Below are 23026 nucleotides of genomic sequence, written 5' to 3' on the forward strand. Positions count from 1 at the left end.
AATCATGAATCCTATCATTGAATATCTGACCGGCATGAATGTTCTAACAGACCAAATCATTGCTATGGACTTATTAATTGCAGCAAAAAACGGAGTCAGAAATTATGCGATGGCAGCCACTGAAGCCGGAACGCCTGAAGTGAAAGAGGTCCTTATCCGCCATTTGGAAGAAGCCCTTGATATGCACGAACAACTCTCAAGCTATATGATGGAAAAAGGCTGGTACCATCCTTGGAACACAGACGAACAAGTCAAGCTACATTTAAAAAATATTGATACAGCCATTCAATTGCCAACCCTTTAACATACAATGAGTGATTTGCTGAGGAACAGTATTGATTGGCCACAACTGTTCCTCAGCTTCAAGTTGAATCGCCATGAGCACTGTTTTTTCGGGCTTAACCCGCTTTTCCCCATCTGATCTCCGATAATGTTTGCAAATTCTCCAATCAAATAAGAATTCGTAGCCACCTCTTTTTATGCGATTTCTTGATGGAGAAAACTTTAACCTGCCCTCTTCACACGCAAAGAATGCTACCTTCTTTGCTCCACTGATCCGTGAAGACTTTCCGTTTTAGGCCTGCTTTTGAGCTTTGCCTCGTTTTCGCGCAATTTCCCATCATAATCTTTAATTTTTGTGTCTAATCTTTTAATTGTTTCATCAATTTCTTTCCGCTTCTCTATCAGCCGCTGTCGTTCGTCAGCCAGGATATTTTTTCGAGCTTCTACCGTACGGTCACCTTCGGTAAATAATGTTGTATATTCAATTAGCGCTTCTATCGATAGTCCCGCATTTCGCATGCATTTAATGAATTCAATCCATTTGATATCTTCTTCATCATAGTCGCGAATGCCGCTGTCTTTTCGTTTTACAGGCGGGATTAATCCTACACGTTCGTAATATCTGAGTGTTGCGGCTGTCAGGCCAAACTGCTTTGCCACCTGAGCAATATTCATGATCTTCACCTCTCTATCCTGCATGTTGTGAAGGTAACACTTAAAGTTAACTTTAAGTCAAGCTCAAAACAAGTGGTTAGCTGCTGAATCTGGGTTTATATATTCGGGACTTGCCTTAAAGCACACTTTAAGCTCTATACTTCTCCATGCAATAAAAACAGTGTAGATGGAGGGATTGCTGAATGGCAAATAAACAAACTGCCGGAAGAGAACAAACCAAAGTTTGCTTAACTTAATGATGATGTTCTATTCGGTGACATTTGGGAAAGAGAGGAAGAACTTCCCCCCCCGAGATCGCAGCATGATTACAGTTTCTGCGTTAATTGCTGACTGTAGCTCACCTTATAAATCAGGTTCATTTTAAATGTTATTTTAAAAAAACCCTTGCCTTAAAGCAGACTTTAAGGTTTATCGTTATGTTGAAGACACCATAAAACATAAATAAGTGCATGATTTTTTACAACACTTATGATGAAGAAAGGAAAGGTTCATATGTGTAATCAACATCAAACCCGTGTATTAAGCGTGTCACATGCAAAAGCCAAATTTGAACAAACGACGATTGAGCGAAGAGAATTACGGCCGCACGATGTCTTAATCGATATTAAATTCAGCGGTATTTGCCATTCAGACATTCATAGTGCTTTTGATGAATGGGGCGGCGGCATCTTCCCAATGGTGCCAGGACATGAAATAGCCGGTGTCGTAACAGCCGTTGGAACAGAAGTCACCAAGTTTGCTGTCGGGGACCGCGTTGGTGTCGGCTGTTTTGTTGACTCTTGCGGAGAATGCGAATACTGTCTCAACGGAGAGGAACAATTCTGCACGAAGGGTGTTGTTCAAACGTATAACTCAGTAGACTACGACGGAAACCCCACTTATGGCGGGTACAGCCAAAAAATCGTTGTCACTGACAGATTTGTTGTTCGAATCCCAGACCGTTTGGAAATGGATGTTGCCAGTCCGCTGTTGTGTGCAGGTATCACAACGTATTCCCCGCTGAAACACTGGAATGTTGGCCCTGGTAAAAAGGTTGCGATTGTAGGCGTGGGTGGCCTTGGACATTTGGCGATTCAATTTGCACATGCGATGGGTGCAGAGGTAACCGTCCTGAGCCGTTCCATGAATAAGAAAGAGGAAGCTCTGGAACTCGGTGCAAATCATTACTTTGCAACAAGTGACCCAGCCACATTCACTGCATTGGCCGGGCGTTTTGACGTGATCTTAAATACGGTATCGGCAAATCTCAATGTAGATGCCTATTTATCAATGCTTCGTATAGACGGGACACTTGTAAACGTTGGAGCTCCTGCCAAGCCGGACACATACAGTGTGTTTTCCCTAATCATGGGGCGCCGCAGCATTGCAGGTTCTCTAGTCGGCGGAATTCAAGAAACTCAAGAGATGCTGGATTTCGCAGCTGAGCATGGCATCGAACCTAAAATCGAAGTCATCGGAGCTGACCAAGTGGACGAGGCATACGAACGTATCCTCCGAAGCGATGTCCGTTATCGATTTGTGATTGATATTTCCACATTGTAATAGGTTAGTCCTTATATGGGCTGACCCGCTTTTAATGAAACTCACGAAAAACGATCTCGTTAAGCAAATATTTTGAAGGCCGGTCAATCTTCCTGTTATTCTATGAATAGAGAGTTATTAGGAGGGTTTTTTATGAGCAAAAAAATTGCAGTTCTTGTTACAGACCAATTCGAAGACATCGAATATACAAGTCCGGTAAAAGCATACGAAGAAGCTGGCTACGGTGTTGTGGCTATCGATTTAGAATCCGGCAAAGAAGTTACCGGTAAGCATGGCGAGAAAGTAAAGATTGACAAAGCCATCTCAGATGTGGATGCAAGTGACTTTGATGCACTTTTAATTCCTGGGGGATTCTCTCCGGATTTGCTTCGTGCAGATGACCGTCCGGGTGAATTCGCAAAAGCATTTGTCGAAAACAAAAAACCTGTTTTCGCAATTTGCCACGGCCCGCAAGTACTGATTGATACGGATCTTCTAAAAGGCAAAGATATCACAGGCTACCGCAGCATCCGCAAAGATTTAATCAATGCCGGTGCAAACTACAAAGATGCAGAAGTAGTCGTCAGCCACAACATTGTCACAAGCAGAACACCTGATGATTTGGAAGCATTTAACCGCGAATCTTTAAATTTGTTAAAATAACGAGAAGGCACAGACTGTTCGGGTCTGTGCCTTTTTTTAAAATTAAGACTCCTTCTTTACGTTCTGAAAGACAGCAGTCGCGTCCCACACATTCAAGCCAAATTGGCCTTCTGAAAATGCGGAATCATTTGCATCAATCACAAGACGATTATCTAAATAGATTTTAAAGCGGTCGCCCTCGGCCTCTGTTTTCAGATGATACTTTTTATTAACATCGATCGGCGTTTTGTATTCAGCAATGACAGAAGCAGCACCGTTCTCAAATTTAAAAAATTTCACTAGGTCATGCTTCGCATCCACATTCGCAAGATAACCGTTTTTGGCATCTTTGTCAGAGCGAAACATGAGTGCTCCTGCCCCTCTCCCGTTTCCATCCTTAATGGTGATATCAGATTCATAAGTGAAGTCTGACCCGGATGCTGAAGACAAGATAAAGGAATCACCATCCGACCGCCCTTGTTTTCCCTCAATTGTGTCGGTCCACGTGCCATTTACCGTTGTCCAGCCGGTTACATTGGACATAAAGGGTGACGTTCCCCACACCTTTTTTAAAGGGTGAATCCTTAAAGATTTTACCTTTACATCTCCATTTGCAGCATATAATTCAAGTCCTTTGCTTGATCGATCTGGGAGAATGACATCTGTTATGACCTGCTGTCCATCATTCCCAAATACTTCAACCGAGGAGCGGTCAACAAAAATGCGCATCTTAACCTTTCCATTTACCGGCTTCAGCGGTGCTGTTTCTTTTCCGGTGTCAAAGGCCGGATTAAAGGTGACGTTGCCCGACTTGCTCCGGTCAACGAACAGTTTGGCGTTCCTTCGGTCATAGCCGACTTTCGTAAATTGCTTTTCTCCTGTTCGGATCTTAAAACCAAATTCAGCAGCTGAATCAGGGCTTACTTTAAATTCTGCATTTATTTCATAGGCTTCTCCAGATTGCCCTGCTAACACATTATGACTTGCAGGCGATATGGTCAGATTCTTCCACTTCTTAGAGGTTCCGCGAATGGTTTCCAGCTCTTTCACTGGTGTTTGGACCACTCTAACCCCTTCGGTAAACGCTTTCAATTTTAACTCTCTTGGAATGGACGTTGCACTTCTCCATGGGGATGTCGGAACATCATTCGCATATTGCCAATTGCTCATCCACCCTAACCATAGCCGGCGGCTGTCTGTTGATGGAATATCAGACCAGGATACAGCCGCATAAAAGTCTCTGCCGTAATCCGTCCAGAGAACTTTGTCTGACGGGTTTTCATTTTTAAAATGAGTTCCATCAAAGTCCCCTACAAAATATTGCATGCCTGATCCTCCCGAGACCGCTCCGTTTCCGACACTGACCTGCATGACCCATTTTTTTCGATTCGGATTGCCGTCTACCGGAAGCTCAAATAAATCCGGGCATTCCCATACTCCCCCGTGGCTTCCTTGATCCTGTCCAAATTCACTTGCATACGTCCACTGCTTCAGATTTTTTGATGTATAAATGAGGATTCGGTCACCGGCCGCAAGCACCATCACCCACTTTTTTTCTTTCTCATACCAAAAGACTTTTGGATCGCGAAAATCTTTTTTACCCGGGTTTGGAATGACAGGGTTGCCAGCGTATTTCGTCCATGTTCTTCCTTTGTCGTTGCTATAGGCAATACTTTGCACTTGATGGCCTTCCCGATCCTGTGTATAAATGGCCACAAGCGGCTTCTCTTTGCCTGTTTGAAAACCGCTTGTGTTATTTTTATCTACAACTGCGCTTCCAGAAAAGATCGTGCCTTTTTCATCCGGATACAGCGCAACAGGAAGGTGCTCCCATGTAACCAAATCTTTGCTGACGGCATGCCCCCAATGCATGGGCCCCCACTGAAGCCCGTAAGGATGGTATTGATAGAACAAGTGATATTCCCCCGCATAATATACCATTCCGTTTGGGTCATTCATCCAGTTTGCTTCCGGTGTGAAGTGATATTGAGGACGGTATTCCTCATCATAGTAGCTTGAATCGGCTGCATCCGCCGAAAATGCCATAGTCAACAGCAGGGTGAACATGATCATGACTTGAATAAGTCTCTTTTTCATTTGTTCCTTCGCTCCTCTCTTCATGTTTGAACACTTTCAAGAGAGACTGCTGCGCAAGCTGGTCCGTTTCTGGCAATTCTCCTCTGTTTCACTGTTATCCGAATGATTTATATATGAAAAGACTGCTGCAGTTTCTCTCTCTTTCCTTCACACACCTTATGCTAAGAATCCAGCCCAATACCCGAGAATCCCGATGACAAAGATGCCGCAAATAATGAGAAGTGGATTCACCCCTTTGCGAAGCATCCATGCCACCAATAACGTTAATCCGAGAGGCAGCGCCCCCGGCATAATGCTGTCTAGCACGTTTTGTACCGTTTGAACATCTACTTTTCCGCTTTCATCCTTAATCCTGGATACAACGATTGGAATGTTGATGGTGGTCCATTTGGACACGAGAGCCCCCATAACAAATAACCCGAGAATCGAAGCGCCCTCTGTAAGCTTTTGAATGCGATTCCCCGCTAAATCCTGAAGAATCTCCATTCCTTTCACATAGCCATACTTTAATCCGTAATATTTTGTGCTTAATCTTATGGCATTCAGCAAGAAAAAGAATAGCAAAGGGCCGGCAATGTTTCCTCCTAAAGCAAGGGAGGCTCCTAGCGCAGCTAAGACAGGACGAATCGTTCCCCAAAAAATTGGATCGCCTACGCCCGCTATTGGTCCCATCAAACCGATTTTCATTCCGCTTATCGCTTTTCCGTCAATTCCTTTATTGTTCGCCATTTCTTCTTCCATGGCTGCCGTCACGCCAAATATAGGCGCTGTCAGCCACGGATGTGTATTAAACCATTCCAAATGCCGCTGTAAGGCTTCGTTTCTTTTCGCTCCGGGACCGTACAATTTTTTGATCGCCGGTATCATGACATAACAATATCCCATTGCCTGCACACGTTCGAAGTTAAAGGAACCGAGTAAAAAATTTGAACGAATAAACATGCTGAAAATTTCTTTCTTCGTTAATCGTTTTTCTTTCTCCATTTTTTCTTCCCCCTCATCGTTTAGGCATCAAGATCATCATCATCGTCATCATAAACAGCAACACTGCCACTGTCTGATGCGGCCGCGACTGCTCCGTGAGCGCTTTGTTTTTGCATCACCTGCTGGTATAAAAGCGCCAGACAGAGACCAAGGGCTCCAAATCCCACTAAGTTAAAATCGGTAAACGCCGCTAATAAGAAACCAATATAGAAAAATGGCTTTAAATAAGGAATATTCATCATATTGATCACCATGGCATACCCGACTACCACAATAATGCCTCCGCCTATTTGCAGTCCTTTTGTAATGACATCAGGAATATTTCCCAGGAACGCCTGAACAGCGCTGACACTAATTAAAGCAACAATCAATGTAGGAATCATGACGCGCAAAGCTTGAAACACCATCGCGGTAATATGCATAATTTCAATTCCTTTTATATTTCCCGCTTTTGCATATTGATCAGCGCGGTGGATGAAAAAGACAGTGATCGTCCGAACAAAAATCGTCAGCGCCTGACCCGCAGCTGCTAAAGCAACAGCGACAGCAATCCCCTCGCCAATTCCTTGATCAGCGGTAATAACTAAAATGGTTGAGATGACAGAGGCGATCGCTGTATCAGGTGCCATGGCAAGCCCGACGTTCATCCAGCCGAGCGCCATCAGCTCCAGTGTGCCTCCAAGAATAATTCCCGTTTTTAAGTCCCCGAGCACCAAGCCAACTAACGTACAGGCCACAAGCGGCCGGTGTGTCTGCCCTTCATCCAATACACTTGCGATTCCGGTGATTGCTGCAATGATTAACAACAAAATAATTTGTAATGAAGACATATTCTCATCCCCTTGATTATTTTGTTACGTTCCGTAAAATCTGTACAAAATCCTCACTGGCATCTGAAGGCAGCTGCCTCAATTCCAGTTTCACGCCCTTGTCACTTAATGTTTCAAATGCCTTTATATCTTGTTCTGTGACACTGACTGATTTTGTGATTTGCCTGCGATGATTTTCAAAACGCATTCCCCCGACGTTTACGGTTTTGATCGGTACACCTGCTTCTATAAGAGATACAATATCAGACGGATTTTCAAACAAGAGCATTGCCGTTACCCCTTCGTAGCGCGGACTATGAAATGCTTTTGCCATTTTAGAAACCGAGACGGCACTTGCCTTTACATTTGAAGGCGCAACAGAAAGGATCAGCGTTTTTCTCATTTCGTCCTGAGCAATATCGTCGGAGACAACGATGATTCGGTCGGCTGCATGGACTTTTATCCACCTTGTCAGGATTTGGCCGTGAATAAAGCGGTCATCAATTCTTGCTAACACAATGTTCATCATAATTCATCCTCTCTTGTATCTTGATTGGCTGTTTTTACTTTTTCTAAATGTTCACTGCACACTTGAAAGCTTTGCTGACTCATTGCTTTTAAGTTGTTCAGCAAATCTTTGAGAGCCAGATGTTCTCTCAGGCTTAATACCTCCAGCAGAATCGGCAGGTTTACGCCGGCTGCCATATCCATTCTTTGATCCTCAGCAATAAAGGAAGCTGCCGCGTTATATGGCGTCCCTCCAAAAATATCGACTAAAAAAAGCACTTCATGTTCTTCCGGGATATCCTTGAGCGCCTGATGATATTTTTCTTGCAGCGTTTGTATTCCTTCCCCTTTAAAAAACGGCACTGCAATCAGGTTATTTTCTTCACCGAATATCATCCCTGAAGATTCTTTTAACGCTATGGGAAAATCTCCATGACCGCTGATAATAACTGAAATCATATCTATTGCTCCTTTCCTGTTTTGTACATCCATATATAATGCAAGGATCGTGCCAACACAGTTGTGTTAAGCGTTTTCATTGTTATTTCAGCCAATAGCAATTTGTTGTCGAAACACTTAAAACGAAAAAAATAAACCTGTATTAAAATGGTGTTCCATTTAATACAGGTTCATATAAAAAAACTGTTTTTAAAACAGCTGGCCATGCACTTCTTCAGCAAATATGGCGGCTATAAATAATTTTTCATCATCACTTATGCGAAGTCCTAGCTTTTCTTCATAAGGGGCTAATGTTCGCTCTGTCACGTACACCATTTCCTTCAGGTGATCATTGATCTCTTCTTCCTCTGAGAAAGCGATCGGATTCTGCTTAATTACCCTTTCAAAGGCGAAAGCCGTGTGCATAATGACTTTGATCAAAACAGCATTATTGAAAATGACCCCCAGCTCATCTTGAACGGTTTGCAGCCACTCCAATAACATTTCGATCACATGGTGGGGATTCAAGAAGACAAGGTATTTTTTCAGGCTATCCTCGCAAAGCTCCCTGACAATAATATTTGCTTCGTTCAATCCATTGCTCAAGGGGATGCTTCCTTTTGTAATCGCCTGTTGAATCAGCTTCTCTCCCTCCCCTTCAATTAACACTTCTAAAGATACATGCGGAGCATTGATTTTAGGGTCTTTCGTTCCGACTGTCGCAAGGATTTCATACTCTTTTTCGATTTCTTTTATGCTGTTGGCCAGCTTAATCGATGATACGGTCAATATGTGAATGGGGGTATCGGAGGCCTTGTTTACGATCGTGGTTAGAATGTCTTCCAGCTTTTTGGCCGTTCCGCTACCCGTCGTGCAGATGGATACCAATGCCTTCTTTTTGCCGGATGCCGCTGGCTGACGCTCCCACAACTCGATAAAATCCTTCGTGACCGATTGATAGATCGCATGCAAATTTAAATTCAAATAGTTGACCTTTCTGACAGCATCCAGCACCATTGAAGTCGTAACATTGCTGATCGTTTTAATGGAAATGCCTGTCTTTTCCTCCAGCCTGCTTTCCAGCATTGCAAGCGACCCCATGTCTACCAGCATTAAAACACCTTCGCCTTCATCAACCTGTTTCATTTTTTCTGCTACGCATTCAAGAATGTCCGAAGGTGAAACAGAAAGCGGCATATCGACTGCTGCAATCGGCGTGCTCCCTAGCAGTTCTGTCGCGACTTCAACCATCGAACTCGCCGTGCTGTTTCCATGCGCAGCCACGATGATACCGACTCTTTTGTTCTCCTTTAACGATTTGATGGAATGGATTAACATCGTTAAGTAGATGACTTCTATTTCAGGAATAGCCACTTTAAAATATTCCTGAATTTTATCTTTAAAAATCATCGCCACCCGATATTCTTTCACATGGGTATCACGAATTTCATCCGTCTCCTGTGTATTCAAAACATCAATTTGCTTTCCTCGCTTTAAAAATGCGTCAATATGCATACTCAAGAAATAAATAAACTTACGGTCAAATGTGCAATCCAGCTCATGTTCAGCTATTTCTTTTAACTGTTTTGTCATTTGAATCACGTCATCTTCAACGAATGTCAGCAGGCTGTCTTTTTGAAAAGCTTGATGATGAAAAAAACTTCTGACATGCAAATGGACATCAGTCAAGATGTATTGGTTAATATCCTTTTTGGATAAACCTTCTTTCATAAGCGTTTTCACTTTTTCCTCAATCAAATGATATAAGTTAAATGAGAGGTCTTCGTCAATTTTTGTTGTTTCATCTTCTACAATCGGAGAGATAATCGTTGTAATATTGACATATTCAGAAATGGCTTTGCTTCTTTGCATGTTTTTGCTGCTGGACATCCATTCTTGCTTGATTTCATCAGGCAGATCGCGAACAGTCAGTTCAATAACTTCATTTCTGTCAAGGTTATGCAAAAATCCGTGTGCGCAAACTAACTGGACATTTGATTTCAGCTGTCCGACATTTCCAAATTTCGCAGAGTGAATAAGCGCATTATAGACATCGATATGCACACTCAGATTCTTCTTAATTCGCTCTGCTTCTTTCCCTAATAAAAACGTCGTCAGATCCACTCTTTCTTTAAGCGATCGTTCTTCAAGCGAAGGAATATGAATGGTCATTGGGATTCTTCGCAAAAACGTTTTCAATAGTGCAGAACTCGGATTTTCTGTAGTCGCACAAATAAACAATACGTTCGATGTTCGTTTATGTTCAGATTCTCCAAGCCTGTTATAAGAACCGCTGTCAATAAAATAAAACAGCATTTCTTGTCCCTCGGGAGGGAGGCGGTGGATTTCATCCATAAAAAGAATGCCCCCATTGGCCTGTTCGACTAAACCCGCCTTATCCTCGGCAGCACCTGTAAATGAACCTTTTTTGTGTCCGAATAATTGAGAAAGCAATAATTGAGGGTTGTTGTAGTAGTCTGCACAGTTAAATGTAATAATTGGTGCGCCGGCCTTCAATATGTCAGAGTAAATGGCAAACTGGTAAATTCGGTTCGCAAAAAGGGATTTACCGGAACCAGTCGGCCCTAGGAGGAGCATATGCAGACCGTTCGGCGGATAAAAGACAGCTGCTTTTGCCTGGGAGATCGCTTTCTTCAAACTCCCTTTTGCCCCTATCATAAGCTCTAGGGGATTCGTGGAAATGTGTTGATGATTTTGCTTTGAATTTCCGGAAAACGCCTGAAGGTCTTTCACTTCCATCATCTCTGTATCCCATTTCTTGTTGAATAATTTTTCTGCTATCTCGACTGGGATATATCTTACAGGAAATGTTTTAATTTTGATGACCTTTTTGGACCGGACGAGATTGTTCAATTCAAAGCTGACATTGGACCGCTCCATTTTCAGCTGCTCGGCAATCTCCTTTGCTGAATTCCCTTGTATTTTTAAAAGATGATCTAAGGTTGAATCATGAAAATTATGCTTGAGCTGATGGTATATTTTATCTATTCTTCTCACGTCTATCATCCTTTGTCCTTATTAGATAAGCCATTAACAAGAATATTTCGAAACTTTATAGTCCGCGTTGAGATTATCTGCTGATACACGTTTAAAAAGGTCTCTATAGCAGATTGACAATACTGGCTTTTATGCGTATATGTTTACATGTTGAATCATTTGCATCTCATATTAGTATGATAGATGCTCAGTTCTGGAGGGCCAGTCCCCTTCAAAAGTAATAATCAGTAAACAGTTTATCATTCTCGGGGAATGTAATGATGTCAAAATCATCAATGACAAAAAATGAATCTTATAGATCATGACAAATGACCCAAATATAACCTCTTAAGTTCGTTCACAACTAAAAAGACGGACACTCTATGTGACCGCCACAGTATTACAATTTGCAAAACTTCGTCATTTTTGCAAAGTTAAGGAATCTGTAAGCTTAAAAACTTTATCTCCGATTCTCTCGATTTGATCCCCCCTGTAGGCCTCAATCATAGTGGGTATACAATTATACAAATCGTTACCGATTCAAACTAGGCTGTCAGATTGTCCAAATGACTTTCCTGTTTTACTCTGCTATTCAGGTAGAATCACGAGTGAAAATAGAGCCAGAAGACATGTAACAGCACTTAAAATAGTTTTAAAATTTAAAAATAAAAGTATCTATTCTTTTAAATGTTATAATATCCGATAAAACTTTACTCATCTTTTTATTACTGGAGGAAAATAAAATTGATAGGCAATTCTAGCAAAGACAATTTTGGCCAGCAACAGAAATTGTCTAGAGGCCTTAAAAACAGGCATATACAATTAATGGCGATTGGAGGTGCAATCGGTACAGGTTTATTTTTAGGTTCAGGTAAATCCATCCACTTTGCAGGACCATCCATTTTATTTGCTTACTTGATCACCGGCGTATTTTGCTTTTTCATTATGCGTTCGCTCGGAGAACTGCTCTTATCAAATGCGGGATACCACTCTTTTGTTGATTTTGTAAGGGACTATTTAGGAAACATGGCAGCATTTATCACTGGGTGGACCTACTGGTTCTGTTGGATTTCCCTCGCGATGGCTGATTTAACGGCGGTCGGCATTTATACGCAATATTGGCTTCCCGATGTGCCTCAATGGCTGCCGGGTCTTCTTGCGCTTATTATCCTGCTGATCATGAACCTTGCCACCGTTAAACTTTTCGGAGAATTAGAATTTTGGTTTGCATTGATCAAAGTCATTGCCATACTGGCTCTGATCGTAACTGGCATTTTCCTGATTGCGAAAGGTTTTTCCACAGCTTCCGGCCCTGCCAGCCTCACCAATCTTTGGAGCCACGGCGGCATGTTCCCAAATGGATGGCATGGGTTTATCCTATCGTTCCAAATGGTCGTCTTCGCTTTCGTGGGTATTGAACTTGTTGGACTGACAGCAGGTGAAACAGAAAATCCCCAAAAAGTGATCCCTAAAGCCATCAATCAAATCCCTGTCCGGATTTTACTTTTTTATGTTGGCGCACTTTTCGTGATTATGTGTATTTATCCTTGGAATGTGTTGAATCCAAACGAAAGCCCATTTGTTCAGGTCTTCTCTGCAGTAGGCATCGTTGTGGCTGCCAGTTTGATCAATTTTGTTGTATTAACATCAGCCGCGTCAGCTGCAAATAGCGCTTTATTCAGCACAAGCCGAATGGTCTATTCACTTGCAAAGGATCATCACGCACCTGGACTTTTAAAGAAATTAACTTCTTCTAACGTGCCAAGCAATGCGCTGTTCTTTTCATCCGTCGCCATTCTGATTGGCGTTAGTCTGAATTATTTAATGCCCGAGCAAGTCTTCACACTGATTACAAGTGTTTCTACAATATGCTTCATTTTTATTTGGGGCATCACGGTGATTTGCCATTTGAAATATCGAAAAACAAGGCAGCATGAAGCGAAAGCAAACAAATTCAAAATGCCTTTTTACCCATTATCCAACTATTTAACACTTGCATTTCTCGCGTTCATTCTTGTCATATTGGCACTGGCGAATGATACACGTATTGCTTTGTTTGTCACCCCGGTCTGGTTTGTTTTATTGATTATTTTGTACAAGGTGCAAACCCGCAGAGGACATAAGATGAAATAAAAAAAGACAAGGGATACTCACTCCCTTGTCTTTTTTATGGGTCAAACACAAATTAAACTTTGGTTTCAAATTTCATTCACTTCATTTAAGTGTTAACTCAAACCAGTTTTGATGCCGAAACCTACTAATATTATTCCGGTGATTTTTTGAAACACTTTCTGGAACTTCGAGTTTTTCATCCATTTTTTTGCGTAATCAATAATATAAACAAGAAACAGGAACCACAACACCGCTAATAAGGTTAGGATTGAAGCTAAAATAATGAGCTGCTGGTTTATATTTCCGTTCAAATTGATAAATTGGGGCATGATTGTCACATACACCAAAACAGTTTTAGGATTGAGAATGTTACTGAGTGATCCCTGCATAAAGGAAGTTTTATAATAACGTTTCGGAGAACTTGCCATATTTTTTGCTTGGGATTGCATGTCATCTAACGAAAACATACTTTTAGCAAAAAAACTTTTTACACCTAAATAAATTAAGTATGCCGCTCCCAAATATTTGATCGTTGTGAAAAGAATCACTGACTTTGCGATCACCACTGATAATCCTAAAATGGCAATTACCGTCCAAAAGGAAAGTCCTGTCGCCAATCCGAGAATGTTATAACGGCCGGCTTTCGGGCCATACCTAAGCGTATTTTTCATCACAAGCATCGTATCTGCCCCCGGCATGATAACCATCATGGCAGCGATCGGTATGTATGCGAGTAAGCTGTGCATTGTTCTCTCCCCCTTTAAAAATCCCCTCAATAATATAGTGACTACAAAAGTAACTACTTATAAAAGTGTATCAATGCGTTTGGAATAAATCAATATGGTTTGTTAAAATAGCGATTACTAAGGCAGCGATTGCTCTTTATATTGGAGGATATATGAAAGAAAATATGTTAGACATTTTAAAAAACCTCAATTTTACAGAATATGAATCGAAAGCGTATTTGGCATTATTGCAAGAATCACCTTTAACAGGCTATGCCGTTGCCAAAAAATCCGGAGTGCCCCGTTCTAAAATTTATGAAGTCTTGGAAAGCCTTGTCATAAGGGGAGATGTTTTTGTCAGTCATGGAAATACGCCTCAGTATGTTCCAGTCCCCGCAAAAGAACTGATTAAAAACCGCCGGCTCAAAGCGGAAGAGCATTTTGATCAGGCTGAGAAATATTTTGAAAAGTTCGAGCAGACTGCTAATGACCGGGAAAACATCTGGAATATCACCGGCCGCAGTGAAATTCTTGAAAAGGTGAAGGCTTGTATCTTATCCGCCAAAAAAAGAATCCTTTTAGAAATATGGAAAGAGGATTTTGAGGAGATAGAATCAGAGCTCAAACATGCGGCAGATCAAGGCGTTATTGTCACCATTATTGCGTACGGAGACATCGTATCTGATTTTGCCAATGTTTACCTTCATGATATGAGCAGTGAAATTACAGAAGAGTATGACGGACGGTGGCTTGTCTATAGCGGAGATGATTCAGAAGTAGTAGCGGGCATTGTCTCACTTGGCAACGACAGCCGTGCTGCATGGACGATGCATGTAGGGTTAGTCATGCCTATTACTGAAGTGATCATTCATGATCTGTACCTCATGGAAATTCTGAAAAAGCATAGAGAGCTTTTAGAAGAGAGCTTCGGGAAAAATCTCATCCAGTTGCGCCGTAAATTTTCTATTCACTCAGATTTCAAAAAACATTATTTGGAATAATGTTTGGCATCTCTTACCCCAAAAACAAGGCTTGTACAAAACAAGCCTTGTTTTTTTTATGCATAACCCCCCATGCTGATTTACTTCTCTCTTTTAAAAAAATGTGATTCTGCGCAAACTATTTTTCAGCCTGCCGCGTCTATCCTAGGTAACAGCCTGCGATATACGTATATTCAAAAAGGAGCCCTTTATTGCAATGAAGAAAAAACAAACAACAAAAGCGTTGCTTGTCACATGCATAACTGACCATAAGCAAGATTTCTACAGGTTGGCTTTCAGTTATGTAAAAAATCAAGATGACGCATTAGATATTGTTCAAGAATCTATAAAAAAAGCGCTGAGCTCAGTTGAAACGGTCAGGAACCCTGAGACGATAAAAAGCTGGTTTTATAAAATTTTAGTACGGACAGCCATTGATTTTTTGCGCAAACAAAAAAAGATAAGAGTGATGGACGACGAAACGATAGAATTTTTAAGCAAAGGAAAGGAAGACCATTACAAGGATACTGATCTCCATGAAGCGCTTGACAAATTGCCGTACCGCTATAAAACCATTATTATTTTACGTTTTTTTGAAGACCTCAAATTAGAAGAAATTGCGGAAATTACAGGAGAAAACACGAATACCGTCAAAACGCGCCTATACAGAGCATTGAAGCTGATGCGCATTCAGTTGACGAAGGAGGATCTTTCTTAATGGATAAGAGATTACAGCAATTAAGAGAAGAATATAAAAATGTTCAGATTCCTAAAGAATTGGATATCATTGTTGAAAAAGCCCTTCAGCAAGAACCAAAAAAGAAAAGAATCGTCATGTGGCCGACATCAGCAGCAATCGCTGCAGCTATTTTATTCACTGCGCTTGTTAATATCAACCCGGACGCCGCTCAGGCTATGTCAAAGATCCCTGTCATCGGCAAAATCGTCAAAGCGATCACCTTTATTGAAATCAAAGAGGAAAAAGACCAATCAAGCATTGATGTCAAAACACCTGCTTTGTCCGGACTTTCTAATAAAGAGCTTGAAAACAGCATTAACGAGAAATACTTGAAAGAAAGCCAGCAGCTGTATAAAGAGTTTATACAGTCCACATCCCAAAACAAAAAAGGGCATCTCAGCATCTACAGTGATTACGAGACGGTCACAGACACGCCAGATTTACTCTCTATCCGGCGCAATATTGAAACAACACAAGCATCTTCCTACACACAAAGCCGTTATATTACAATTGACAAAAAGAATGATATTTTACTTACATTAAAAAGCTTATTCAAAGATGAGCGCTATATCAAAGTCATCAGTCAAAACATCAAAGAACAAATGAAACAGCAAATGAAGGAAGATCCAAATAAAATATATTGGCTCACTGACGAAGATGCAGAACCGTTCAAAACGATTCTTCCTGATCAGACGTTTTACATTACTGAAGACCATAAACTTGTGATCTCATTTGACGAATATGAAGTCGCCCCCGGCTATATGGGCGTTACCGAGTTTACAATTCCAACCAGCGTCATTTCAAACTTGCTCGTGGGAGAACGTTATATTCGATAAAATAAAAACATCCATCTAAGATTATGGATGTTTTCTCTCTTCTCTATTCGAGGTCGTAACCTCGCTATCAAAAACAACGAGAATATTTGCATACTATTGGAGGAATACCCATGTATCACAAGACACAGCATCATCGATACATCCCTGGACTTGATGGCCTTCGGGCTTTTGCCGTCCTGTCAGTTATCGCTTATCACCTAAATTTCAATTGGGCTAACGGAGGTTTTATCGGAGTTGATATCTTTTTTGTTTTATCCGGATATTTGATTACATCTATTCTATTACCGGCATATGGAAATGATATCAATCTTGATTTTCGGGACTTTTGGGTGCGCCGCATTCGGCGGCTTCTGCCGGCAGCGTACCTTATGATCTTTTCCACTGTTGTGTGGGTCGTATTGTTTGATCGAGAACTATTGCACACTCTACGTGGAGATGCGATCTCTTCTCTCTTTTATATGAGCAATTGGTGGTTTATTTTTCACAAGCTATCATATTTTGATAGTTTCGGTTCCCCATCACCTCTAAAAAACCTTTGGTCGCTGGCGATTGAAGAACAATTTTATATCATATGGCCGATGTTCTTAGTTGTTGGAATGTACATAATGAAAAGCCGCGCCAGATTGGCTGCGGTGATATCATTGCTTGCGCTTTGTTCAGCCGTGATGATGAGCGTACTGTATGAACCTGGCGGAGATCCGAGCCGCGTTTACTATGGCACAGACACTCGTTCGTTTGAACTTCTCATCGGATGTGCCTTGGCTATGGTATGGCCGATGAAAAGGCTGTCTTCCAACAGGCTGCCTAGCAAACTGAAGCACACTTTGCACGCCACTGAATTTTCGGCATTTTGTATATTAGTGTTGTGTGTCTATTTCACAGATGAATACGAGCCTTTTCTTTACAGAGGCGGAATGCTATTCATTAGCGTGACTGCCGCAATCCTTATTGCATGTGTTTGCCATCCGAGCAGCTTTTTAGGCAATCTGCTTTCATGGAGGCCGCTTCGGTGGCTTGGAACGAGGTCTTACGGAATTTATCTTTGGCACTACCCTGTTATTGTGTTAAGCACGCCAGTTCAAGAAATCGGAAACCCTGTTTTTTGGCATATCGTGCTAAAGGTCATTGTGACATGTATACTTGCCGAGCTTTCCTACCATTTTATTGAGAAGCCGATACGGACACAGGGATTTAGGTCATTTTTCCGCCGTGTTTTTATACATAGAATCAAGGAATGGAAAACGACATCTGTCATCAGCAAAATGTCAATTGGTTTCATCATTTTCGCTATACTTATTTTTGCAGGCGGGCTGTCAGGGCTAGCCGGCGAGCAAAAGCACCCTACCAAATGGACATATAGCTCACAAGAAACAAATGCTGACACCAGCCATGCTTCTGGGGATAAAAAGAACGCTGCAGCAGATAAAAAACACAATCCTGAACAAAAGACAACAGAATCCGATCAACGTCAAAAGGAAAACAAAGATAGTGGGCAAGAGACTCATAAAAAGAAAGACACGCAATCTCAACAGGCGAAAAAACCAGCACACACTGCGAAAGAGGTGTTAGCTATAGGAGATTCCGTCATGCTTGATATTTCTTCACACCTGCGTCAGTCACTTTCACATGTGACGATTGATGGAAAGGTAGGAAGACAAATGTCTCAAGCTTTGGAACTCGCAAGGGAGTACAAGTCTTTTAATCAGCCGAACAAGGCTGTCATCATTGAGCTTGGAACCAATGGCTACTTTACAAACAGCCAAATCGAACAACTGCTTCAATCTTTCTCAAAAGCTCATATTTATCTTGTCAATACACGGGTTCCCCGCCAATGGGAAAGCAAGGTAAATGAATCTTTGCAGCAACAGGCCCACGCACATCAAAATGTTACGTTAGTTGACTGGCATACAGAAGCTCTTCAGCATCCAGAATATTTTACCCCTGATGGTGTTCACTTGGTTCCTAAAGGGGCAAAAGCTTTGACTGCTCTTATTGTTCAGGCGATGAAATCGTAAAAAAGAGATTCTATGTGGATCTCTTTTTTACTAATTGCCTCTGGTTTTTGAAGGAAGATCTTGTGACTATAACTAAACATTCAAATAGAAGAGTATTCTAATTGCTTAAAATCGTTGATTATGTCTCCTTTCGGCAAGGCATCCCTTATGTTTACATACCGTTTACGTAAGGGTAAGCCAAAATAGAATGGAGGGATGATGGTGACAGTAAATGAAGAACATCACATCCAAAAAGAGCTGAAACGATATAAGCTTTTTTTCAAAAAACGATATAAGATTCTTTATACAGTAAACGATTTTATTATTGGTGCTTTGTTTCTCGTCGGGAGCTTTTTCTTTTTTTATGACCGATTAATGTCGGCAGGGATATGGCTGTTTGCGATCGGAAGCTTGCTGCTGTTAATCAGGCCCACGATCCGGCTGATTCATGACTTTCATTACCGTAAGCATGTGGAACGGCAATTCAAGCATCAATCTTCAACAGATGACTGATCTTGAGGAATAAAAAAGTACAAAATGCCAAAAGCCTGAGTTGAAAATCAAAAACAAGACTTTTAGACTATTTATTTTTAAAAATAAGGTAAAAAGAACTAAACTTTTGCCTCTGCATGACGATATGAATAATAAGGCCGGCGCGATACTCCCTATAACATCCTTTTCAGTAGATTTCATTATCGTGCCGGTTTTCTCACATGCAAATCAATCCCGCCAATCAGATTGGCGGGATTTTATATTTTACATTCCTGTCCAAACGTCTTTTACATAACGTTTTTGATCTTGCAGCTTTTGCAGCCATTCAGCTGATTCTTCCTGACTTGCTCCTTTTTCAGCTTCATACGCCAATCGGAAAGTTTTCTCTACATCAGGAGCCATTTGCGATCCATCACCGCATACGTAAATATGAGCCCCTTTTTCAATGAGTGTCATCAATTTCTGCGTATCTTGCTTGAGCAAGTGCTGGACATATCCTTTTGGTTCGTTTTCGACGCGCGAGTAGCATCGGCGGATTGTGACCAAACCTTCCTGTTCCGCTTGATCCAGCTCTTCTCTGTAAAGGTCGTCATGGTCCGGGCGGCGGCAGCCGAAGTATAAAAGTGCTTCACCAAGGGTGCTTCCTTCCTTCTTCAAAACCGATCTTGCCTGAATAAAGCCCCTGAATGGCGCAATTCCTGTGCCCGGCCCAACCATAATCATAGGCGTTTCAGGCTCATCCGGCATCTGGAATCCGGACTGCGGGGTACGAATGAAACAGGCTGCTGCATCACCTGTATTCAATTCTGCTAAATAATTAGAGGCGACACCCCGGTATTCACCTCGGCCGCTCCATGCTGAGGCTTTCACAACTCCTACCGTCATGCTCACGATATTTGCATGAACTTTCGGTGAGCTTGAAATGGAATAGTATCTCGGTTTTAGTGATGGCAAAAGTGCTAAAAACCGTTCAAACGGCATTTCGCAGGCAGGATAATCCTCTAAAAAATCAAGCATGGTAAGACGTTTTGCAAGTACCTGCTCTTTGTAAATGCCATCATCTAAAACGAGCTGTTCCAGCTCTTTTTGATGCGGCGGACAGACTGTATAAGAGGCCAGCTCCCGAAGCTGAAGCCTTGATGCCGGTTCCTGCAGCTCCACATAGGACGACAATAAATCCGCAACTTTGATCGGCCGATCCATCGGCAGATGAGACATATGAGCGCTTCCGCTTACTTTTATCACATGATTGGACTGCAAACCGAATCGGCTGAGAACCCGCTGAACAAGCTCCCTGCTGTTCTTCGGCAGGATTCCGATATGATCGCCTTCTTTATATGTTTTACCAGCCGGAATTTCCAATTCAATATGGCGGGTTGAACGCGTGCTGGCAGCTGTCTGGAGTTCTCGATTCTCTAACACAATCCCTTCAAACGCGCCATATGCTTTAGCAACCGGCGTTTCCGTCGCTTCACTGAGAAAAGTAATCGATAATGAAGGCCTGTCTTCTTTCTGGGCTATTTCGTTAATATCAAATGCGTCCATCGTTTCCTTCCAGAAGCGGTTTTCCCAAGACTCGCGGTGGCTTTCAAAATCATCGGCGGCGTCACCTTCCCCAATCGCTGTTAAACGCGATGCCCCCTTTGCTTTCATCATGTCATCAATCAGGCGGGGAATCCGCTGATACGTGCTGGCCCAGCTCCGGTTTCCGCAGCCGAATACCGCATAGGAAACACCTTTCAATTGGCCTTCCTCAAGCTCTTTCAGCCACTCTACAAATCCGGCAGCATTATCAGGCGGCGCCCCATTATAAGAAGCCGTTACAATGACGACTGCCCCTTCTTCAGGGAGCTTGCCGATATAATCATCAAGCGGAGCCGTTTCAGCTGTAAAGCCCATCTGGCGGCCTTGAGCTGCCAGTTCACCGGCTATTCCCTCAGCTGTCCCAAGGTTTGAACCGTAAAGAACGAGTAAAGGTATGCCGTGTTTAGGTTTGGTTTCTTTTGGCTTTGTTTCTGCTTTGATGTCTGCCTGTTCTTTTCTCTGTACATTGATTGCCGCTGTTTTTCGCGGTTTCACAGTAATTTTAAAATCATCCGGCTTGATCGTTAATGCTTCTTTGATTTTCAGTTCGTAGCCAGTATGGTTTATCAATTCAAAATGCTTTAATACAAGACCGAGAACCATTGTCGCTTCTTGAAGAGCAAACTGCATGCCAATACAAGCGCGCTGTCCGTTTCCAAACGGCTTATACGCATGGTGAGGGATACTTGAAGGATCCTCAAACCGTTCCGGACGGAAATCTTCCGCATCCGGTCCCCAAGCGTTTTGATCCCGGTGCAGTTTTGGAATTAAAACAGTGACTGGCTGCCCTTTGCTGATCGGATATTCCCCGCCTAGAACAGTATCCTCCTTCGCATATAGAGAAAAAGCCGGAGCTGTTGGATACAGTCTGAGGGTTTCATTTAAAACCATCCGAATGTATTTGAGCTGCTGGATTTGTTTATATTCAGGCGTGTCATCCGTTAACACGCGATCCGCTTCCTCCTGAGCTTTTTTCAGTTTTTCCGGATGTGTAAGCAGACAATAAATCGCAAAGGATAGCAACCCGCTTGTTGTCTCATGTCCAGCAATTAAAAATGTGATGATTTGGTATCGAATGTTTTCGTCATCCAGCGTTTCACCCGTTACTGGATCTTTGGCATAAAGCATGAGAGACAAGAGATCCTTAATGTTTTCATCCGGATTCGCCTTTCGCTCCGCTATCATTCTATCAACCAGGGAGTTCATGACTTCTATATCCTTTTGGAACTGCAGCTTCGTTTTCACCATCATTTTATCTTGCAGGCCCAGTCTTTTCGATTGATTCATCGCCTCTTTTAAGGCACGGAGCATACTGGTGATAAACGGATGCTGTGAATCACGGTAAAAGCTGTTGAATCGATAGTTAAACCCGCATAACCCAATCGTATCAAGCGTCAGACGTGTCATATCGTCCGCTACATCAATTTCTTCATTAGGGTTTAACCGGCTCCACTTTTGAATCAGCTGGGTTGCGATATCCAGCATCATAGAATGATAGCCTTTCATCGCTTTTTGACTAAAACTCGGCAGCAAAATGCGGTGGGCTTTTTGCCAGTTCGGTTCGTGCGTCCAACTTGTAAATAAGCCATCTCCCCCGAATTCGCGCACCTTTTGCAAGCCTTTGCCAAGGTTCTTGTCAAAGCGGCTTTCATCACATACTTCAGCCACAAAATTGTGGCCCGAGACAAAAACACTGGATACTCCCGGAAAATCAAAACGGAAAATCGGTCCCAATTCATCAGCTATCCGCCATAAGGATTGAGAAAGCTGTTCTTTTTCCAGATGCGGAAGATTTTTTAAAGGTCCGTATGTTTTGGGCTGAGGTATTGCGCTTGCCTGTTTCATTAACATCTCCCTTTCCTTATTTTTGTGATGAATGAAGCTTAATGGCGTCCCAGCAGCATTGTTCCAATTCAGTAATTAAATCAGTGTCCATCTCTATATCACCTGTTTGAACGAGCTGATATATCTTGAGAAACGCCCCTAATACAATCGCAATTAACACATTAGAGGGCAGGCTGCGAATCACGCCTTCCGCTTTTCCCTTATTAAAATAGTCATCAAGCATTTGAGTCAGATTTTCTATCATTTTTTTGCTTGTATGATTTAAGTAATGAGCATCTTTTTTGGTTTCAAGAAAAAAAAGCGCATAGTCGCTCTCTTTCGTAAACTGAACGAGACAGCAAAATACGTGGTGAAAGCCTTCTCTGACAGGCAATTCTGAAACGTCTTGCTTCAGTTTTTCCGTAAATCGCTGGATGCTTTCTTGAAACAGTACGTTAACGAGTGTTTCTTTGCTGTCAAAATAACGATAGATCGTTCCTGTCCCTACATGAGCACGTTCAGCTATCATAGGAATAGTGGTAGCGTCAAAACCCCTTTCCGTAAAAAGTGAGACCGACGCTTTCATAATCATGTCGTATTTACTGCTGGATGCGGATAACATGTAATCTGACAACCTCCGATTCGTTTGCGGAATGAATATTCATTCCTATTGTTCATAAAGAATGTCTGCCCTGTCTGAAATCACCTCTTTGTTCTTTCTTCTGTTATAAGTTTATATGAAAAAAACTTTTTTTAATATAAAGTATATGCAAAAAATAAAAAATTAA

The 23026-nt window shown here is 42.0% G+C and carries 20 protein-coding genes and 2 pseudogenes; 11 read left to right on the forward strand and 11 right to left on the reverse strand.

The window, feature by feature from the left end; all coding sequences use genetic code 11:
• The first annotated feature begins 4 nt into the window (after positions 1–4).
• Positions 5–304 carry a spore coat protein gene (locus NSQ09_RS19195; protein ID WP_017696054.1) on the forward strand — a complete coding sequence of 100 codons (300 nt, stop codon included), beginning with the start codon at positions 5–7 and terminating at the stop codon, positions 302–304.
• A gap of 230 nt (positions 305–534) precedes the next feature.
• On the opposite strand, the gene adhR is transcribed toward NSQ09_RS19195, so the two are convergent.
• Entirely contained in the window at positions 535–957 is a 423-nt protein-coding gene (adhR, locus tag NSQ09_RS19200) for an aldehyde stress transcriptional regulator AdhR (RefSeq protein ID WP_004398725.1), read from the reverse strand.
• Positions 958–1139: 182 nt separating this feature from the next.
• Here adhR and NSQ09_RS19205 point away from each other — a divergent pair.
• The 3 genes and pseudogenes from NSQ09_RS19205 to yraA all read left to right on the forward strand — a co-directional run bounded on the left by NSQ09_RS19205 (position 1140) and on the right by yraA (position 3141).
• Positions 1140–1321 (forward strand): annotated as a pseudogene (locus NSQ09_RS19205) (carboxymuconolactone decarboxylase family protein).
• A gap of 128 nt (positions 1322–1449) precedes the next feature.
• On the forward strand, positions 1450–2499 hold the full coding sequence (gene adhA / locus NSQ09_RS19210) for a formaldehyde dehydrogenase AdhA (protein ID WP_129134006.1): 1050 nt from the start codon (positions 1450–1452) through the stop codon (positions 2497–2499).
• Between the two features lie 132 nt (positions 2500–2631).
• Positions 2632–3141: a cysteine protease YraA gene (gene yraA, locus NSQ09_RS19215; protein ID WP_129134007.1), complete on the forward strand. Its 510-nt coding sequence runs from the start codon at positions 2632–2634 to the stop codon at positions 3139–3141.
• Positions 3142–3183: 42 nt separating this feature from the next.
• Here the strand turns inward: yraA and sacC are convergent, their stop codons facing one another.
• The 7 genes from sacC to levR all read right to left on the reverse strand — a co-directional run bounded on the left by sacC (position 3184) and on the right by levR (position 10973).
• Positions 3184–5193, reverse strand: coding sequence for a levanase (gene sacC / locus NSQ09_RS19220; protein ID WP_341032534.1), 2010 nt, complete (start codon positions 5191–5193; stop codon positions 3184–3186).
• Positions 5126–5293, reverse strand: coding sequence for a hypothetical protein (locus NSQ09_RS19225; RefSeq protein ID WP_237983325.1), 168 nt, complete (start codon positions 5291–5293; stop codon positions 5126–5128). Before NSQ09_RS19225 ends, sacC begins: the two co-directional genes overlap by 68 nt.
• An 80-nt stretch (positions 5294–5373) precedes the next feature.
• Positions 5374–6201 (reverse strand): PTS fructose transporter subunit IID, encoded by an 828-nt coding sequence (levG, locus tag NSQ09_RS19230; protein ID WP_003229834.1) that lies wholly within the window; start codon positions 6199–6201, stop codon positions 5374–5376.
• A 20-nt stretch (positions 6202–6221) separates the two neighbouring features.
• On the reverse strand, positions 6222–7031 hold the full coding sequence (levF, locus tag NSQ09_RS19235; protein ID WP_003229833.1) for a PTS fructose transporter subunit IIC: 810 nt from the start codon (positions 7029–7031) through the stop codon (positions 6222–6224).
• 16 nt (positions 7032–7047) lie between these two features.
• Entirely contained in the window at positions 7048–7536 is a 489-nt protein-coding gene (levE, locus tag NSQ09_RS19240) for a PTS fructose transporter subunit IIB (RefSeq protein WP_004399158.1), read from the reverse strand.
• Positions 7536–7976, reverse strand: coding sequence for a PTS fructose transporter subunit IIA (gene levD, locus NSQ09_RS19245; RefSeq protein WP_003246144.1), 441 nt, complete (start codon positions 7974–7976; stop codon positions 7536–7538). The genes levE and levD overlap by 1 nt, the downstream gene beginning before the upstream one ends.
• A 189-nt stretch (positions 7977–8165) precedes the next feature.
• Positions 8166–10973, reverse strand: a complete 2808-nt coding sequence (gene levR / locus NSQ09_RS19250; protein WP_341032433.1) for a transcriptional regulator LevR — start codon at positions 10971–10973, stop codon at positions 8166–8168.
• A 545-nt stretch (positions 10974–11518) separates the two neighbouring features.
• Here levR and NSQ09_RS19255 point away from each other — a divergent pair.
• Both NSQ09_RS19255 and NSQ09_RS19260 read left to right on the forward strand, forming a co-directional pair.
• A pseudogene (locus NSQ09_RS19255) lies at positions 11519–11658 on the forward strand (hypothetical protein).
• A 38-nt stretch (positions 11659–11696) separates the two neighbouring features.
• On the forward strand, positions 11697–13085 hold the full coding sequence (locus NSQ09_RS19260) for an amino acid permease (protein ID WP_095843851.1): 1389 nt from the start codon (positions 11697–11699) through the stop codon (positions 13083–13085).
• 92 nt (positions 13086–13177) lie between these two features.
• On the opposite strand, the gene NSQ09_RS19265 is transcribed toward NSQ09_RS19260, so the two are convergent.
• Complete coding sequence (locus NSQ09_RS19265; protein ID WP_014477480.1) at positions 13178–13810, reverse strand: LysE family transporter; 633 nt, start codon at positions 13808–13810, stop codon at positions 13178–13180.
• Between the two features lie 152 nt (positions 13811–13962).
• On the opposite strand from NSQ09_RS19265, the gene NSQ09_RS19270 reads away from it, so the two are divergent.
• The 5 genes from NSQ09_RS19270 to NSQ09_RS19290 all read left to right on the forward strand — a co-directional run bounded on the left by NSQ09_RS19270 (position 13963) and on the right by NSQ09_RS19290 (position 18851).
• Positions 13963–14790, forward strand: a complete 828-nt coding sequence (locus NSQ09_RS19270; RefSeq protein ID WP_015251592.1) for a TrmB family transcriptional regulator — start codon at positions 13963–13965, stop codon at positions 14788–14790.
• A gap of 196 nt (positions 14791–14986) precedes the next feature.
• Entirely contained in the window at positions 14987–15487 is a 501-nt protein-coding gene (gene sigV / locus NSQ09_RS19275; protein WP_131227698.1) for an RNA polymerase sigma factor SigV, read from the forward strand.
• The gene (gene rsiV, locus NSQ09_RS19280) at positions 15487–16344 is read left to right on the forward strand and encodes an anti-sigma-V factor RsiV (protein ID WP_095843852.1); all 858 of its coding nucleotides are present in this window, start codon (positions 15487–15489) and stop codon (positions 16342–16344) included. Before sigV ends, rsiV begins: the two co-directional genes overlap by 1 nt.
• Before the next feature lie 110 nt (positions 16345–16454).
• Complete coding sequence (oatA, locus tag NSQ09_RS19285; protein ID WP_341032436.1) at positions 16455–18359, forward strand: peptidoglycan O-acetyltransferase OatA; 1905 nt, start codon at positions 16455–16457, stop codon at positions 18357–18359.
• Positions 18360–18560: 201 nt separating this feature from the next.
• Complete coding sequence (locus NSQ09_RS19290; RefSeq protein ID WP_121591961.1) at positions 18561–18851, forward strand: YrhK family protein; 291 nt, start codon at positions 18561–18563, stop codon at positions 18849–18851.
• Positions 18852–19094: 243 nt separating this feature from the next.
• Here NSQ09_RS19290 and cypB read toward each other — a convergent pair whose 3' ends face one another.
• Positions 19095–22259: a bifunctional cytochrome P450/NADPH--P450 reductase CypB gene (gene cypB, locus NSQ09_RS19295; RefSeq protein WP_341032438.1), complete on the reverse strand. Its 3165-nt coding sequence runs from the start codon at positions 22257–22259 to the stop codon at positions 19095–19097.
• 16 nt (positions 22260–22275) lie between these two features.
• The gene (gene fatR, locus NSQ09_RS19300; RefSeq protein ID WP_021480200.1) at positions 22276–22860 is read right to left on the reverse strand and encodes a transcriptional regulator FatR; all 585 of its coding nucleotides are present in this window, start codon (positions 22858–22860) and stop codon (positions 22276–22278) included.
• Between the last annotated feature and the right edge of the window lie 166 nt (positions 22861–23026).

The organism is Bacillus sp. FSL W8-1202, assembly GCF_038006165.1.
In the GTDB taxonomy this organism is placed as follows: domain Bacteria; phylum Bacillota; class Bacilli; order Bacillales; family Bacillaceae; genus Bacillus; species Bacillus subtilis.

Bases quoted from the DNA above. Each gene is read 5' to 3' on its own strand.
- NSQ09_RS19195 (WP_017696054.1), top strand. From the start codon at position 5: ATGAATCCTATCATTGAATATCTGACCGGCATGAATGTTCTAACAGAC.
- adhR (WP_004398725.1), bottom strand. From the start codon at position 957: ATGAATATTGCTCAGGTGGCAAAGCAGTTTGGCCTGACAGCCGCAACA.
- adhA (WP_129134006.1), top strand. From the start codon at position 1,450: ATGTGTAATCAACATCAAACCCGTGTATTAAGCGTGTCACATGCAAAA.
- yraA (WP_129134007.1), top strand. From the start codon at position 2,632: ATGAGCAAAAAAATTGCAGTTCTTGTTACAGACCAATTCGAAGACATC.
- sacC (WP_341032534.1), bottom strand. From the start codon at position 5,193: ATGATCATGTTCACCCTGCTGTTGACTATGGCATTTTCGGCGGATGCA.
- levG (WP_003229834.1), bottom strand. From the start codon at position 6,201: ATGGAGAAAGAAAAACGATTAACGAAGAAAGAAATTTTCAGCATGTTT.
- levF (WP_003229833.1), bottom strand. From the start codon at position 7,031: ATGTCTTCATTACAAATTATTTTGTTGTTAATCATTGCAGCAATCACC.
- levE (WP_004399158.1), bottom strand. From the start codon at position 7,536: ATGAACATTGTGTTAGCAAGAATTGATGACCGCTTTATTCACGGCCAA.
- levD (WP_003246144.1), bottom strand. From the start codon at position 7,976: ATGATTTCAGTTATTATCAGCGGTCATGGAGATTTTCCCATAGCGTTA.
- NSQ09_RS19265 (WP_014477480.1), bottom strand. From the start codon at position 13,810: ATGCACAGCTTACTCGCATACATACCGATCGCTGCCATGATGGTTATC.
- NSQ09_RS19270 (WP_015251592.1), top strand. From the start codon at position 13,963: ATGAAAGAAAATATGTTAGACATTTTAAAAAACCTCAATTTTACAGAA.
- sigV (WP_131227698.1), top strand. From the start codon at position 14,987: ATGAAGAAAAAACAAACAACAAAAGCGTTGCTTGTCACATGCATAACT.
- rsiV (WP_095843852.1), top strand. From the start codon at position 15,487: ATGGATAAGAGATTACAGCAATTAAGAGAAGAATATAAAAATGTTCAG.
- oatA (WP_341032436.1), top strand. From the start codon at position 16,455: ATGTATCACAAGACACAGCATCATCGATACATCCCTGGACTTGATGGC.
- cypB (WP_341032438.1), bottom strand. From the start codon at position 22,259: ATGAAACAGGCAAGCGCAATACCTCAGCCCAAAACATACGGACCTTTA.
- fatR (WP_021480200.1), bottom strand. From the start codon at position 22,860: ATGTTATCCGCATCCAGCAGTAAATACGACATGATTATGAAAGCGTCG.